Origin of the sequence: Streptomyces sp. NPDC058457 (assembly GCF_042720695.1) — a bacterium.
In the GTDB taxonomy this organism is placed as follows: domain Bacteria; phylum Actinomycetota; class Actinomycetes; order Streptomycetales; family Streptomycetaceae; genus Streptomyces.
Map to the genome: position 1 here is coordinate 19249 of NZ_JBHXLU010000068.1, position 13817 is coordinate 33065.

Below are 13817 nucleotides of genomic sequence, written 5' to 3' on the forward strand. Positions count from 1 at the left end.
CGCGGCTGTCTGACGGGTCGTAAGGTGCTCCGGTGAGCATCATCGGAGTGGGTATCGACGTCGCCGAGATCGACCGGTTCCGGGAGTCGCTGGAGCGGACTCCCGGGCTGGCCGGGCGGCTCTTCGTCGAGCGTGAGCTGTTCCTGCCGAGCGGGGAGCGGCGCGGTGTCGCCTCGCTCGCGGCGCGGTTCGCGGCCAAGGAGGCGTTGGCCAAGGCCTTGGGGGCGCCGCCCGGGCTGCTCTGGACGGACGCGGAGGTCTTCGTCGAGGACAGCGGACGGCCGCGCCTGCAGGTGAAGGGGAGCGTGGCCGCCTGTGCGGCGGAACTCGGCGTGCGGTCGTGGCATGTGTCGCTCAGTCACGACGCCGGCGTGGCGTCGGCGGTGGTGATCGCGGAGGGGTGACACGGGTGGGGTGGGCGGATGCGCGTCCCACCGGTTCCGGGGGAGACTCGGGGCATGCGGACTGCTTACAGCGTGGAGACGGTACGGGCGGCCGAGCGGGAGTTGATGGCGCGGCTGCCGGCAGGGGCGTTGATGCAGCGGGCCGCCGCCGGGCTGGCCGCCGCCTGCGCCGACCTCCTCGGACGGGTGTACGGCAGCCGGGTGGTCCTGCTGGTCGGCAGCGGGGACAACGGCGGGGACGCGCTGTACGCCGGGGCGCGGCTCGCTCGGCGGGGCGCGGGGGTCGCGGCGGTGCTGCTCGCGCCGGAGCGCACGCACGCGGGTGGTCTTGCGGCGCTGCGCCGGGCCGGGGGGACCGTGGTACGGGACGGTGGCGCCGAGGAGTCGGTGCTGCGGGCCGATCTCGTCGTCGACGGGATCGTGGGGATCGGCGGGAAGGGCGGGCTGCGGCCCGAGGCGGCGGGGCTGGTGGCGGTCGTGGAGCGGTCCCGGGCCGCCGTCGTCGCCGTGGACCTGCCGAGCGGGGTGGAGGCGGACACCGGTGAGGTGCGCGGGGCGGCCGTACGGGCCGACCTCACCGTGACGTTCGGGACGCACAAGCCGGGGCTGCTGATCGATCCGGCGCGGGAGTACGCCGGTTCGGTACGGCTGGTCGACATCGGTCTTGAACTGCCCGAGGCGGCCGAGCTGGAGGCGCTGCAGGACGTGGACGTGGCGCGGCTGCTGCCCGAGCCGTCGGCGGAGAGCGACAAGTACCGGCGGGGGGTGGTGGGCATCGTCGCCGGGTCGGCGCGTTATCCGGGGGCGGCCGTGCTGGCCGTCGCGGGGGCGTTGCGGGGCGGGGCCGGGGCCGTACGGTACGTCGGGCCGGCCAAGGACGAGGTGCTGGCCCGCTTTCCCGAGACGCTGGTGTCGGACGGGGGGCCGCGGAAGGCCGGGCGGGTGCAGGCGTGGGTGGCCGGACCGGGGGTCGGGGACGACGCCGAGGCCGTCGCCGAGGCGCTGGCGGAGGAGGTGCCGGTGCTGGTCGACGCCGACGGGCTGCGGCACGCCGACCGGGACGCGGTGCGCGGTCGTACCGCGCCGACCCTGATGACGCCTCATGCCGGCGAGGCGGCCGCCCTGTTGGGGGTACGACGGGAGGAGGTCGAGGCCGGCCGGCTCGCGGCGGTGCGGGAGCTGGCGGCGGCCTATCGGGCCACCGTGCTGCTGAAGGGGTCGACGACGCTGGTGGCGGCGGACGGGGGAGGGGTGGCCGTTCGTGTGAACGCGACGGGGACGCCCTGGCTGGCCACCGCCGGGAGCGGGGACGTGCTGTCGGGTCTTGCGGGGTCGCTGCTGGCGTCGGGGCTTTCGGGGAGGGACGCCGGGAGTGTGGCGGCGTATCTGCACGGGCTCGCGGGGCGGTTCGCGGCGGAGGGGGCGCCGACGGTTGCCCATGCGGTGGCAGCGGAGCTGCCGTCTGCCTGGCGGGGTGTTTTCCCACCCGCCCGCCCGACTCGGTAGGCCGGGCCGCACCGTCACGGGGCTCCGCCCCGGACCCCGTAGGTGTGCATTCCGGGTGCGGGTGGGTGGGGGCTGGGCGCGCAGTTCCCCGCGCCCCTGACGGGGCGCTGCCCCGGGCCCCCTGATGGGGCGCTGCCCCGGGCCCCCTGATGGGGCGCTGCCCCGGGCCCCCTGACGGGGCGCTGCCCCGGGCCCCCTGACGGGGCGCTGCCCCGGGCCCCCTGATGGGGCGCTGCCCCGGGCCCCCTGACGGGGCGCTGCCCCGTGCTCCCTTACGGGGCGCTGCCTCGCGCCCCCTTACGGGCGCCCTGCATCCCCCGGGTGACCTCACCGCGCGGCTCCCTGGAATCCCGGGCCCTGCGGGGTTGTCTGATCGCATGATTAGTGGACGAATCATGTGTAAGCGGGGTGGTCGTGCGCGGGGCGCCGCAGGGACCCTCGTCGCCGCCGTGGCCGTTCTCTCGCTCGGTGCCGGAACAGTGGTCGCGGACGCCGGCGTGCCCGAACCAACCGCCGCCGTCCCCGAGTCGGACCTGGTGCCGGGGGTCGCGCTCGGCCCCTCGCAGCCCTGGCAGATCGACACCCCCGACCAGATGCTGGCGCCCAAGGTGTACACGCCCAGCCTCAAGGAGGACGCCGTCGAGCCGAAGGCGGCGGCGCCGGGGACGTACGACCTCATCGAGTACGTGCCGCTCAGTGACGCCGTCTCCAAGGTGAGCTGCTCCAAGCTGACCGGGCCGTATCAGAAGCAGATCGAGCAGTGGCTGAAGCTGAAGGTGGACGGGAAGCAGTCCATCGCCGACTGCAAGGCCATCCAGAAGTTCCAGAAGCAGTACAAGATCAAGCCGGCCATCGGGTTCGCGGGGCCCGTGACCTGGTACCAGATGATGCTCCTCTCGGCGAAGAAGAACCCGAACGCCAAGAAGAACTGCCCCGTGAAGTCGTACCGGGTCGCCTGTGTCGATCTCAACCGGCAGGTCACCTGGGTGCAGAAGGGCGGCAAGGTGATCTACGGGCCCGTGCAGATGCGGAGCGGGCGGAAGGGGTACGCGACCCGGGCCGGGTGGCACGCCGTCTACTGGCGGCACAAGAACCACTGGTCCACCCTGTACAACTCGCCCATGCCGTACGCCCAGTTCTTCGACGGCGGACAGGCCTTCCACGCCGTCTACGGCTCCATCTACACCACCGTCGGCTCCTGGGGCTGCGTGAACCTCAAGCTCGGCGACGCCAAGAAGCTGTGGAGCGTGCTGAAGAAGGGGGACAAGGTGTACGTGTGGGGTCACCGTACGGGTACCTGAGCCCCGTACCAGGGACTGTGCCGGAGTGCTGCCGGATGCCTCTGAGACACTGGGGGCGCGATGAGTGAGACAGCTACTGCACCGACGGCGCCCCTGCGCGCCCGCGCCGAGATCGATCTGGCCGCCCTGCGGGCCAACGCGCGGACCCTGCGTGCCCTCGCGCCGGACTCGGCCCTGATGGCCGTGGTGAAGTCCGACGCGTACGGCCACGGGGCCGTCCGGTGTGCCCGTGCGGCCGTCGAGGCGGGCGCGAGCTGGCTCGGTACGGCCACCCCGGAGGAGGCCCTGGCGCTGCGCGCGGACCCCGGGCTGCCGGCGGACGTGCGGATCATGTGCTGGCTGTGGACGCCGGGCGGGCCGTGGCGGGCGGCGATCGAGGCCGGTCTCGACGTGTCGGTGAGCGGGATGTGGGCCCTGCAGGAGGTGACCGCGGCGGCCGGGGAAGCCGGTCGCCCCGCGCGCGTGCAGCTCAAGGCCGACACCGGGCTCGGGCGCAACGGCTGCCAGCCCGCCGACTGGCCCGAACTGGTCCGCGAGGCGCTGCGCGCCGAGGCGGCGGGGCTGGTCCGGATCACCGGACTGTGGTCGCACTTCGCCTGCGCCGACGAGCCCGGCCATCCCTCCATCGCCGCCCAGCTCACTCTCTTCCGCGAGCTGCTCGGCTACGCCGAGGAGCAGGGCGTGCGCCCCGAGGTTCGGCACATCGCCAACTCGCCGGCCACCCTCACCCTCCCCGAGGCCCACTTCGACCTCGTCCGCACGGGCATCGCGCTCTACGGCCTCTCGCCCAGCCCCGAGCTGGGCAGCGCGGCCGACTTCGGCCTGCGCCCCGTGATGACGCTGTCCGCCTCCCTCGCCCTGGTGAAGCACGTACCGGGCGGGCACGGGGTCAGCTACGGGCACCACTACGTCACGCCCGGCGAGACCACCCTCGGACTCGTCCCCGTCGGCTACGCCGACGGCATCCCGCGCCACGCCTCCGGCACCGGGCCCGTGCTGGTCGGCGGCAAGTGGCGGACGGCCGCCGGGCGCATCGCCATGGATCAGTTCGTCGTGGACCTCGGCGGCGACGAGCCCGAAGTCGGTGCGGAGGCCGTGCTGTTCGGTCCCGGCGACCGGGGCGAGCCCACCGCCGAGGACTGGGCCCAGGCCGCGGGCACGATCGCATACGAAATCGTCACCCGCATCGGAACCCGGGTTCCCCGCGTCTATGTGAACGAGGAACCGAGTGGGCAAGAACCAGGGGACGGCGCCTGACCCTCGGGGTTCGACGGCGGCACAACCCGGTTACACCTGTAACAGCAGTGACATCGGCAACAGCCATCACATCGGCATCACCCGTGTCACCGAAGCAGCGAACTGCAGTACGGCGAAGAGGAGCGGTACGTGAGCGAGAGCAGTGCGGAGGCCGTAGCGGACGCCGCCGCCGCGGCGGCCGTCGTCGCCTCGGCCACGGGGGCGGGCAGCTGGCGCAAGGTGACGGGCGTCGCCGGAGCCGCCATAGGAGTGCTCGCCGCGGGCGCGGCCGCCGGGGTCGCCGTGGAGCGGATGACCGTCGGCCGCGGGATGCGCCGCAAGGCCCGCCTCGCACTGGACTCGGCGGGCCCGTACGGCACCCTGCGCGGCACGCCCGGCAAGGCGTACGCCGACGACGGCACCGAGCTGTACTACGAGGTCGACGAGGTGGAACCCGACCTCGGCCCCGCCGTCTCGCCGCGCCGCCGCCGGCTCTTCGGCCGCAAGGCGCCCGCGCCCGTGACCGTCGTCTTCAGTCACGGCTACTGCCTCAACCAGGACTCCTGGCACTTCCAGCGGGCGGCCCTGCGCGGGGTCGTCCGCACCGTGCACTGGGACCAGCGCAGCCACGGGCGCTCCGGGCGGGGCGTCGCCCAGCACGAGGACGGGGTGGAGCTCACCATCGACCAGCTGGGCCGGGACCTTAGGGCGGTCCTGGACGCGGCCGTGCCGGAGGGGCCGATCGTGCTGGTCGGGCACTCCATGGGCGGCATGACGGTGATGGCGCTGGCCGCGCAGTACCCCGAGCTGATCCGGGACCGGGTGGTCGCCACCGCCTTCGTCGGTACGTCGTCCGGGCGGCTCGGCGAGGTCAACTTCGGGCTGCCGGTGGCCGGCGTCAACGCGGTGCGCCGGGTGCTGCCCGGGGTGCTGAAGGCGCTGGGGACGCAGGCCGCGCTGGTGGAGAAGGGGCGGCGGGTCACCGCCGATCTCTTCGCCGGGATCATCAAGCGGTACTCGTTCGCGTCCAAGGACGTCGACCCGGCCGTGGAGCGGTTCGCGGAGCGGATGATCGAGTCGACGCCGATCGACGTGGTCGCCGAGTTCTATCCGGCCTTCGTCGACCACGACAAGACGGCCGCGCTCGCCTACTTCCAGAATCTGCCGGTGCTGGTGCTGGCCGGGGTCCAGGACCTCGTCACGCCCAGCGAGCACAGCGAGGTCATCGCCGACCTGCTGCCCGACGCCGAACTGGTGCTCGTCCCGGACGCCGGGCACCTCGTCATGCTGGAACACCCGGAGGTGGTCACCGACCGCCTCGCCGACCTGCTCACCCGCGCGGGGGCGGTGCCGGCAGGGGCTACGGTAAGTGGCTATGGAAGCACCAGCAGCACGGCACAGCCCGGCTGAGACCGAGTTGATCGTCACCTCGCCCGAGCAGATGGGGGAGCTGGGCCGCCGACTGGCGAAGTTGCTGCGCGCCGGTGACCTCGTGATGCTCAGCGGGGAGCTCGGCGCCGGCAAGACGACGCTGACGCGGGGACTGGGCGAGGGGCTCGGTGTGCGCGGGGCCGTCACGTCGCCGACGTTCGTCATCGCCCGCGTGCATCCGTCCCTGGGGGGCGGGCCGCCGCTCGTCCACGTCGACGCGTACCGCCTGGGCGGCGGGCTCGACGAGATGGAGGACCTGGACCTCGACGTCTCGCTGCCCGAGTCCGTGATCGTCGTGGAGTGGGGCGAGGGCAAGATCGAGGAGCTGACCGACGACCGGCTCATGGTCCGCATCCACCGGGCGGTCGGGGACACCACGGACGAGGTGCGGCACGTGACCCTGGCGGGGCTGGGGGAGCGGTGGGGTGCGGTGGATCTGGGGGTGCTGTCGGCCTGAGGACCGTGTGAACGTTCCGACAAGGCGTCGGCAAGATATTGCGCCGGACGTATCGGGCGTGGTCACATGGTATCCAGTCAGTAGTTAGGTGTACCTAACTACGTCCGCCCCCGCACCTCAGGAGGCGCCCGTGTCCGTGTCCCAGTCCGAGGAGCGGCGACCGGTCGTGGTCGCCGGGGTTCCCGGGGTCTCCATGCGTGAGCTGCTGGCGTCGTGTGCGTGTGCTGACGCGGTGTCCCGGCCGCCAATACCGCGGTTGGGCCTTGTTATGCGGGCTCAACTGGACCGAATGGCTGCCTGGGTGGGCCCCGCCTAACCGAGGCGTTTCGGCAGCGCCCCGTATGGGGCGCGGGGAACTGCGCGACCAGCCACGATGGCGCGGCAGTCGGCAGATCGCAGCCTTTCCGGCGGAGCGCTTGGACGGGTTCGGGCGGTGGGTCAGTGCGGGTGCGTTGTGGCTGGTCGCGCAGTTCCCCGCGCCCCCAAGCGGCGGCTGCGCCGCCGATCCGTGGCCGCTCAGCGGATCACCATCACCTTGACGCCGATCGTCGCGAAGTTCCACATCGCGTTGCCGTCCGGGCGGGTCTCGCGGATGCCGCCTGTTTTCACCGTGGGGTCGGGGGGTGCCGCGGGGCGTTGTGCGGTGACCGCGCTGAAGCCGATGGCCGAGCCGTCCTTCGTGGTGGCGAAGCGGACCACGTGTTCGATGGGGAGGCCGTCCGTGCCCGTGACCGCCTTGGAGCGGGACGTCACCCAGTAGGCGCCCGTGGACGGGTCGATGGTGCCGGGGTTCACCTTGAAGGTGCGCTCGACGCGGCCCCGCTCGTTGACGAGCCAGACCCGGTCGTCGTCCACCGAGTACACCACCCGTTCACCCGTGCCGGAACTGTTCGGCAGGGCGGTGGGGTGGCGGTGGTCCCGGGGTGCCTTGGTGGCCGGTGCGCCGGGCGCGGGGCTCGCCGCCGACCTGTCGCCGAGGCCGGGCGGGACGGTGGCCGAGGCCTGGTAGGCGAGGAAACCGACCACCCCGACGGCCGCCGCGGTGAGGCCGGCCACGACTCCCGAGCTGGTCCCTGCCACGTGCGCCACCTCTGCCTGCCGTAGAGCCTCACGGAGAGCCTCAGAGGGAGCCTCGCCGTATATGTCGTACTTCGTACAGACCGTAGCAGCCAGTGACCGTCGGTCCCCGGCGGCCGTGCTCGCGGCTTCTGAGCCGTAGGCTGTTCGCGTGCTCTTGCTCGCTCTGGATACCGCCACCCCCGCCGTCACCGTCGCCCTGCACGACGGTGCGGCCGTCATCGCCTCGTCGAGCCAGGTGGACGCGCGCCGGCACGGCGAGCTGCTGCTGCCGGCCGTCGACCGCGTCCTCGCCGAGGCGGGGGTCGGGCTGGACGCCGTCACCGGGATCGTCACAGGCATCGGTCCCGGCCCCTACACCGGCCTGCGGGTCGGTCTGATGACCGCGGACACCTTCGGGCTCGCGCTCGGCGTGCCCGTCCACGGCCTGTGCACGCTCGACGGGCTCGCCTACGCGGCCGACATCGAGAAGGGCCCGTTCGTCGTCGCGACCGACGCCCGCCGCAAGGAGGTCTACTGGGCGGTGTACGAGGACTCGCGCACCCGGCGCACGGATCCCGCCGTGGACCGGCCCGCCGACATCGCCGAGCGGGTGGCCGGGCTGCCCGCCGTCGGTGCCGGGGCGCTCCTCTACCCCGACACCTTCCCGGTCGCGCACGAGCCCGAGCACGTCTCCGCCGCGGCCCTGGCGTCGCTGGCCGCCGAGAAGCTGGCCGCCGGGGAGGAACTGCCCGAGCCCCGGCCGATGTATCTGCGCCGGCCGGACGCCCAGGTGCCCAAGAACTACAAGGTGGTCACGCCCAAGTGACCGCGCAGCTGCGCGAGATGCGCTGGTGGGACATCGACCCGGTCCTGGAGCTGGAGAAGGACCTGTTCCCCGAGGATGCCTGGTCGCGGGGGATGTTCTGGTCCGAACTGGCGCATGCCAGGGGCCCCGAGGCGACCCGCCGGTACGTGGTGGCCCTGGAGGGCGACCGGGTCGTCGGGTACGGAGGGCTCGCCGCCCAGGGCGGCACGGCCTCCGACGCCGGCTCCGCCGCGGTGGGCGACATCCAGACCATCGCCGTACGCCGTGACCAGTGGGGCACCGGGCTCGGCGGGGAGCTGCTCACCGAGCTGCTGCGGGCCGCGACCGCCTTCGAGTGCGCCGAGGTCCTGCTCGAATGCCGGGTCGACAACATCCGCGCCCAGAAGCTCTACGAGCGGTTCGGCTTCGAGCCCATCGGGTTCAGACGCGGTTACTACCAGCCGGGGAACGTGGACGCCCTGGTGATGCGCCTGACGACCGGGCAGCCCGGCACCGGCTCCGCCACCGGGCCCACCTCCGAAGAAGGAACCGAGACCAATGGCTGACGAACCCCTGGTGCTGGGGATCGAGACCTCCTGCGACGAGACCGGCGTCGGCATCGTCCGCGGCACCACCCTGCTGGCCGACGCCGTCGCCTCGTCCGTCGACGAGCACGCGCGCTTCGGCGGGGTCGTCCCCGAGGTGGCGTCCAGGGCGCATCTGGAGGCGATGGTCCCGACCATCGAGCGGGCCCTGAAGGACGCCGGGGTGAGCGCCAGGGACCTCGACGGCATCGCGGTGACGGCAGGACCCGGCCTGGCCGGCGCGCTGCTGGTCGGCGTCTCGGCGGCGAAGGCGTACGCGTACGCGCTCGGCAAGCCGCTCTACGGCGTCAACCACCTCGCCTCCCACATCTGCGTCGACCAGCTGGAACACGGTCCGCTGCCCGAGCCGACGATGGCCCTGCTGGTCTCCGGCGGCCACTCCTCGCTCCTCCTGTCCTCCGACATCACCTCCGACGTACGGCCGCTCGGCGCGACCATCGACGACGCGGCCGGCGAGGCCTTCGACAAGATCGCGCGCGTGCTGAACCTGGGCTTCCCGGGCGGTCCGGTCATCGACCGGTACGCGAAGGAGGGGGACCCTTCGGCGATCGCCTTCCCGCGCGGTCTCACCGGCCCGCGCGACCCGGCGTACGACTTCTCCTTCTCGGGTCTCAAGACGTCGGTGGCCCGCTGGATCGAGGCCAAGCGGGCGGCGGGCGAGGAGGTCCCGGTCCGCGACGTGTCCGCTTCCTTCCAGGAGGCGGTGGTGGACGTCCTGACCCGCAAGGCCGTCCGGGCCTGCCGTGACGAGGGCGTCGACCACCTGATGATCGGCGGCGGTGTCGCCGCCAACTCCCGGCTGCGCGCCCTCGCACAGGAGCGTTGCGAGGCGGCCGGCATCCGGCTCCGGGTGCCGCGTATGAAGTTGTGCACGGACAACGGCGCGATGGTGGCGGCGCTGGGTGCTGAGATGGTCGCGCGCAACCGGACCCCGTCCGGCTGGGACCTCTCGGCGGACAGCTCCCTGCCGGTGACCGACCCGCACGTCCCCGGCACCCATCACCACGACCATGTGCACGAGGTCAGCAAGGAGAACCTGTACTCGTGACGGTCGCGTTGATGTGGGAGGCGCGGGCGGCGGAGGGCCGGTGCGCGGAACTGGTCGCGTGGGCACGCGAGCAGAAGCTCCCCGAGGCCCCGTTGCGCCGGGAGACCTTCCGGTCACCGCAGGACCGGGTGCTGGTCATCACGTGGTGGGAGGCGTCGTACGAAGACTCGGGCATCCCCGAACTCCCCGATCCGCCCGGTGACTTGGTCACCAGGCCGGTACACCGCTGGCGGTTCGAGTCGGTTGGCGACACCCCCTAGAGGCCTCTGGAGGGCAGCGGCGAGTTCTCGGACGGCCGTCACGCGGGCAGCGCCAAAAGGCTGAGCCGCACCCGACACGACGTCGGTCACCCGAGCACCGGACGGGCGAGGTGGATAACTGGATTTCCACACAATCAGTGAGCCGCCCGCCCTCCTAGTGTGGCTTCGCGACTTGGCCGAACGGGTCGGCTCACCGACCCGTTCGGAGGGTAGATGCACGTACCCCGCGCCTTGCGTTCGATCGTTGCCGTCGCCTCGGTGGGAGCGGCTCTGATGGCCTCCCCGGCGTGGTCCGCCACGCCCGCCGCCGGCACCGTACCCAAGCCCGCCGTCCCTACGGGGGCCACTCGGTCCCCTGACTCCGGCCCCGCGGTGCACCATGACACCTCGCCACCGCTGCGAGAGCTGTGGCAGAGATCCAGGACGTTTCGGTCCACCCCTCATCTCATGCCCCGCGGAAAGGCCTCGCGCCCGCCCCTCGCCAAGGCCGGCGGCCGGGACCGGATCCGGCTGGGCGTCAATTTCGAGGGCATCCGGGAAGGCGGCGGCACCCCACCCGACCCCAACGCCTCGGTGGGCTCCCGCCAGGTCGTGGAGATCACCAACTTCGACCTCGCGGTGTACTCCAAGTCCGGTGCCACGCTGCTGGGACCGCTCACGACCCAGACCCTGTTCAAGGGGTTCGGCGGACCGTGCGAGACCGCTCAGGCCGACTTCCTCGGGGACCCCGAGGTCCGCTGGGACTCCCTGGCCCGCCGCTGGGTCATCAGCCAGTTCGCCAGCGACGACGGAACCACCACGAACCGGCTGTGCGTGGCCGTGTCCCGGACCGAGGACGCGACCGGCCAGTACTACCGCTACGCCTATGGGTACCGGAACCTCCCCGACCACCCGAAGTTCGCGGTCTGGCCGGACGCCTACTACATGAACGCCACCGCGGCCGGTCCGCTCTTCGAGTCGTGCGCCTGGGACCGGGCGAGGATGCTGCGCGGAGCCGACGCCGACCAGCAGTGCTTCACCGTTCCGGCATCGACCATCCCGATCGGCTCGGACCTCGACGGCACGACCCCGCCCCCGCGGGGCGCGCCCAACCTGCTGATCAACCTCGGCCCCACGAACGACAGCCTGCAGTACTGGCGGTTCCACGTGGACTGGAAGAACCAGAACCGCACCACCCTCGCGGGACCGTACCGACTGGGGGTGGCCCCCTACACCCCGGCCTGCGCGAGCACCGATCCCACCCAGTGCGTCCCCCAGGCCGGCACCACCCAGAAGCTGGACTCGCTCTCCTACTCGCCCATGTACCGGTTCGCGTACCGCAACTTCGGCGACCACGAGTCCCTGGTCGTCAACCACGCGGTCGACGCCCGCGGCGGCGTCGGCGTGCGCTGGTACGAACTGGGGCTGCGCGACGGCCGGCCGGTCGTCCGCCAGCAGAACACCTACGCCCCGGACTCCACATACCGGTGGATGGGCTCCGCGGCCATGAACGGGAACGGCGACATCGCCCTCGGATACTCGCAGTCGTCCTCCCGGACCCGTCCCTCGATCCGCATCACCGGACGCCTGGCGAACGACCCGCCGAACCTGATGACGTTCCGCGAAACCACCGTGTGGACCGGCGCGGGCTCCCAGACCGGGAGCAACCGCTGGGGCGACTACACCTCCATGGCGATCGACCCGGTGGACGACTGTACGTTCTGGTACACCAACCAGTACCAACCGGCCGACGGCACCGGAAACTGGAACACCAGGATCGCTTCCTTCCGGCTCTCCGACTGCCACGCCCACAGCCGCCTGCACGGCCACGGGTGACAACCCCCTAGTCGGCCGGGGGCTGGGCCGAAGGCCTGGGCCAGGTCAGGCGGATCTGGGCGTCGGTCATCGCGGACGTCCGGGCCGTCGGGGCCTGTTCCAGGCCGAAGCCGACCATCAGGACCTCGGCGTAGCGGCGCCAGGCGTCGGGGGCGATGTCGTGGGTGCGGTCGACGACGGCGCCGACCATGCCGGTGACCGACCCGCACGTCCCCGGCACCCACCACCACGACCATGTGCACGAGGTCAGCAAGGAGAACCTCTACTCGTGACGGTCGCGTTGATGGGGGAGGCGCGGGCGGAGGCGGGCCGGGGCGAGGAATTGCTGGCCTGGACGCGGCAACAGGGCCTTGCCCAGGCCCCGTTGCGCCGCGAGATGCTGCGGGCACCGTAGTGACCTGAGAGGTCGGGGCACGGGTGGTGTTCGGTCTGTCACGGGCCGGGCGTGCACGAGTCGGGCGAGGCTTCCGGGCCTCGCCCGACTCGTCCCCGGCGGCTGGACGGGCCGGGGTGTCAGAGCGTCAGAGCCGACGTCCGCCGTGGTAGGCGCTCAGGGGAACGCGGCCGAGGATGGCGTCGAGTTCGCCGTTGCGGCCGTCGGCCCAGCTGACGTAGGCGTACTTCTTGTCGAGGGTGATGGTCGACCAGCGGTCTCCGGGCGGGCCGTTGACGCCGGCGGGTTCGGTGGTCCTGTTGACCTGGAGGCGGTCGCTGAAGGTGCGGCCGTGGTCGAAGGAGACCACCGAGTAGACGTTGAGTTCGGTGGTGCGCCACATGACGCCGAGCTGTCCGTCGGGCCCGAAGTCGAACCAGGGTCGCTGTGCGTCGGGGGCGGCGATGGTGGCGGGGCCGGTCCAGGACTTGCCGGCGTTGTCGGTGACGTACACCTCAAGGTTCGAGTCGCGGGGGACCATGACCGCGAACCGGCCCTTGCGGGTGGGGTCGGCGGAGACCCAGGGGACGGGGTCGGCGGCGGCGCCCAGGGCGGGGACCGGTACGAGGGAGCCGGTGCCGTTGAGGACGGGGGTGCCGTCGCTGTCGGTGATCGGTAGCGTCCGCCAGCTCCTGCCGTCGTCGCGGGTGGTGTAGAAGGCGATCCTGCCGTCGTCGCCCTGGCTCGCGGAGGCCAGGATCCCGCCGTGGACGGCGATCTCACGGCCGGGGTAGCCGCAGGACGGGGGCAGGTCGGGGGTGATCTCGACACAGGGCTGAGGACCGGGGATCGTCGACGGGTCCGACCAGGTCTCGCCCTCGTCGCTGCTGACGGAGATGGCGCTGGGGTACTCGAAGGCGGTGTGGGAGGCGACCGCGTACACCTTGCCGGTCGCCTGGTCCACACGGAGCTTGGGTGCACCGCCCAGGACCAGTGGTGTCTGCACCGGGCCTGTCCACGTCCGACCGCCGTCGACGGACTTGGAGACGACGTTGTGGTTGGTGTACGTCGTGTAGCGGTCGGGGCCGATCTGGTTGTTGGAGATGTAGAACACCCCGTTGGCGTCGGTCGTGACTTCCGGTTCGCCGCACTGGGGGCGGTCGCCCATCGGCCAGGACGACTGGTGCCAGGTTTTGCCCCGGTCGAAGGAGAAGGCCACGAAGCACGCGCCGACGGGCTCCAGGCCGGGGCTGTCGGGGAAGACGGTCGAGGTGAAGACCAGGTTGTCCGGGTTCCTGGGGTTGACCGCGAGGACCGACTGTCCCTCCCGGGTGTCGGGGAGGTTGGTGACGTCGGTCTCCAGGATCTTTTCGTTCGCCGGGTGATGCGCGGGGGCGGAGTCCGTCTCGGCGAGGGCGGCGGGGGCGCCGGCCAGCAGGATGAGCGCGGACAGTGCGGCGGCGGTTCTCGCTCTCGTTAAAGCGGTGAGCGGCATGCTCGGCAGTCCTCTCGGATGT

The 13817-nt window shown here is 72.2% G+C and carries 15 protein-coding genes; 12 read left to right on the plus strand and 3 right to left on the minus strand.

Annotated features, from left to right (window positions below; genetic code table 11):
• Positions 1-32 precede the first annotated feature (32 nt).
• The 6 genes from ACFWPS_RS38080 to tsaE all read left to right on the plus strand — a co-directional run bounded on the left by ACFWPS_RS38080 (position 33) and on the right by tsaE (position 6335).
• Positions 33-404 carry a holo-ACP synthase gene (locus ACFWPS_RS38080; RefSeq protein WP_383714151.1) on the plus strand — a complete coding sequence of 124 codons (372 nt, stop codon included), beginning with the start codon at positions 33-35 and terminating at the stop codon, positions 402-404.
• A gap of 54 nt (positions 405-458) precedes the next feature.
• Positions 459-1910 (plus strand): NAD(P)H-hydrate dehydratase, encoded by a 1452-nt coding sequence (locus tag ACFWPS_RS38085; RefSeq protein ID WP_383714154.1) that lies wholly within the window; start codon positions 459-461, stop codon positions 1908-1910.
• 395 nt (positions 1911-2305) lie between these two features.
• Positions 2306-3211 (plus strand): L,D-transpeptidase, encoded by a 906-nt coding sequence (locus ACFWPS_RS38090; protein ID WP_383714157.1) that lies wholly within the window; start codon positions 2306-2308, stop codon positions 3209-3211.
• Positions 3212-3271: 60 nt separating this feature from the next.
• On the plus strand, positions 3272-4468 hold the full coding sequence (gene alr / locus ACFWPS_RS38095; RefSeq protein WP_383714159.1) for an alanine racemase: 1197 nt from the start codon (positions 3272-3274) through the stop codon (positions 4466-4468).
• A gap of 129 nt (positions 4469-4597) precedes the next feature.
• On the plus strand, positions 4598-5857 hold the full coding sequence (locus ACFWPS_RS38100) for an alpha/beta fold hydrolase (RefSeq protein WP_383714162.1): 1260 nt from the start codon (positions 4598-4600) through the stop codon (positions 5855-5857).
• Entirely contained in the window at positions 5823-6335 is a 513-nt protein-coding gene (gene tsaE / locus ACFWPS_RS38105) for a tRNA (adenosine(37)-N6)-threonylcarbamoyltransferase complex ATPase subunit type 1 TsaE (protein ID WP_383714165.1), read from the plus strand. Before ACFWPS_RS38100 ends, tsaE begins: the two co-directional genes overlap by 35 nt.
• A 516-nt stretch (positions 6336-6851) precedes the next feature.
• Here tsaE and ACFWPS_RS38110 read toward each other — a convergent pair.
• The gene (locus ACFWPS_RS38110) at positions 6852-7415 is read right to left on the minus strand and encodes a hypothetical protein (protein ID WP_383714168.1); all 564 of its coding nucleotides are present in this window, start codon (positions 7413-7415) and stop codon (positions 6852-6854) included.
• 148 nt (positions 7416-7563) lie between these two features.
• Between ACFWPS_RS38110 and tsaB the strand changes: the two genes are divergently transcribed.
• The 5 genes from tsaB (at position 7564) to ACFWPS_RS38135 (ending at position 11927) form a co-directional block, all read left to right on the plus strand.
• Entirely contained in the window at positions 7564-8220 is a 657-nt protein-coding gene (gene tsaB / locus ACFWPS_RS38115; RefSeq protein ID WP_383714170.1) for a tRNA (adenosine(37)-N6)-threonylcarbamoyltransferase complex dimerization subunit type 1 TsaB, read from the plus strand.
• A 17-nt stretch (positions 8221-8237) separates the two neighbouring features.
• The gene (rimI, locus tag ACFWPS_RS38120; protein ID WP_383714251.1) at positions 8238-8765 is read left to right on the plus strand and encodes a ribosomal protein S18-alanine N-acetyltransferase; all 528 of its coding nucleotides are present in this window, start codon (positions 8238-8240) and stop codon (positions 8763-8765) included.
• Positions 8758-9852, plus strand: a complete 1095-nt coding sequence (gene tsaD / locus ACFWPS_RS38125) for a tRNA (adenosine(37)-N6)-threonylcarbamoyltransferase complex transferase subunit TsaD (protein ID WP_383714173.1) — start codon at positions 8758-8760, stop codon at positions 9850-9852. The genes rimI and tsaD overlap by 8 nt, the downstream gene beginning before the upstream one ends.
• Positions 9849-10112, plus strand: a complete 264-nt coding sequence (locus tag ACFWPS_RS38130) for a hypothetical protein (protein ID WP_383714176.1) — start codon at positions 9849-9851, stop codon at positions 10110-10112. Before tsaD ends, ACFWPS_RS38130 begins: the two co-directional genes overlap by 4 nt.
• Before the next feature lie 447 nt (positions 10113-10559).
• Entirely contained in the window at positions 10560-11927 is a 1368-nt protein-coding gene (locus ACFWPS_RS38135; RefSeq protein ID WP_383714179.1) for a hypothetical protein, read from the plus strand.
• Between the two features lie 7 nt (positions 11928-11934).
• On the opposite strand, the gene ACFWPS_RS38140 is transcribed toward ACFWPS_RS38135, so the two are convergent.
• Positions 11935-12147 (minus strand): hypothetical protein, encoded by a 213-nt coding sequence (locus ACFWPS_RS38140; RefSeq protein WP_383714181.1) that lies wholly within the window; start codon positions 12145-12147, stop codon positions 11935-11937.
• A 48-nt stretch (positions 12148-12195) separates the two neighbouring features.
• Between ACFWPS_RS38140 and ACFWPS_RS38145 the strand changes: the two genes are divergently transcribed.
• The gene (locus ACFWPS_RS38145) at positions 12196-12321 is read left to right on the plus strand and encodes a hypothetical protein (protein ID WP_383714183.1); all 126 of its coding nucleotides are present in this window, start codon (positions 12196-12198) and stop codon (positions 12319-12321) included.
• Positions 12322-12448: 127 nt separating this feature from the next.
• On the opposite strand, the gene ACFWPS_RS38150 is transcribed toward ACFWPS_RS38145, so the two are convergent.
• Complete coding sequence (locus ACFWPS_RS38150; RefSeq protein ID WP_383714186.1) at positions 12449-13795, minus strand: sialidase family protein; 1347 nt, start codon at positions 13793-13795, stop codon at positions 12449-12451.
• Positions 13796-13817 lie beyond the last annotated feature (22 nt).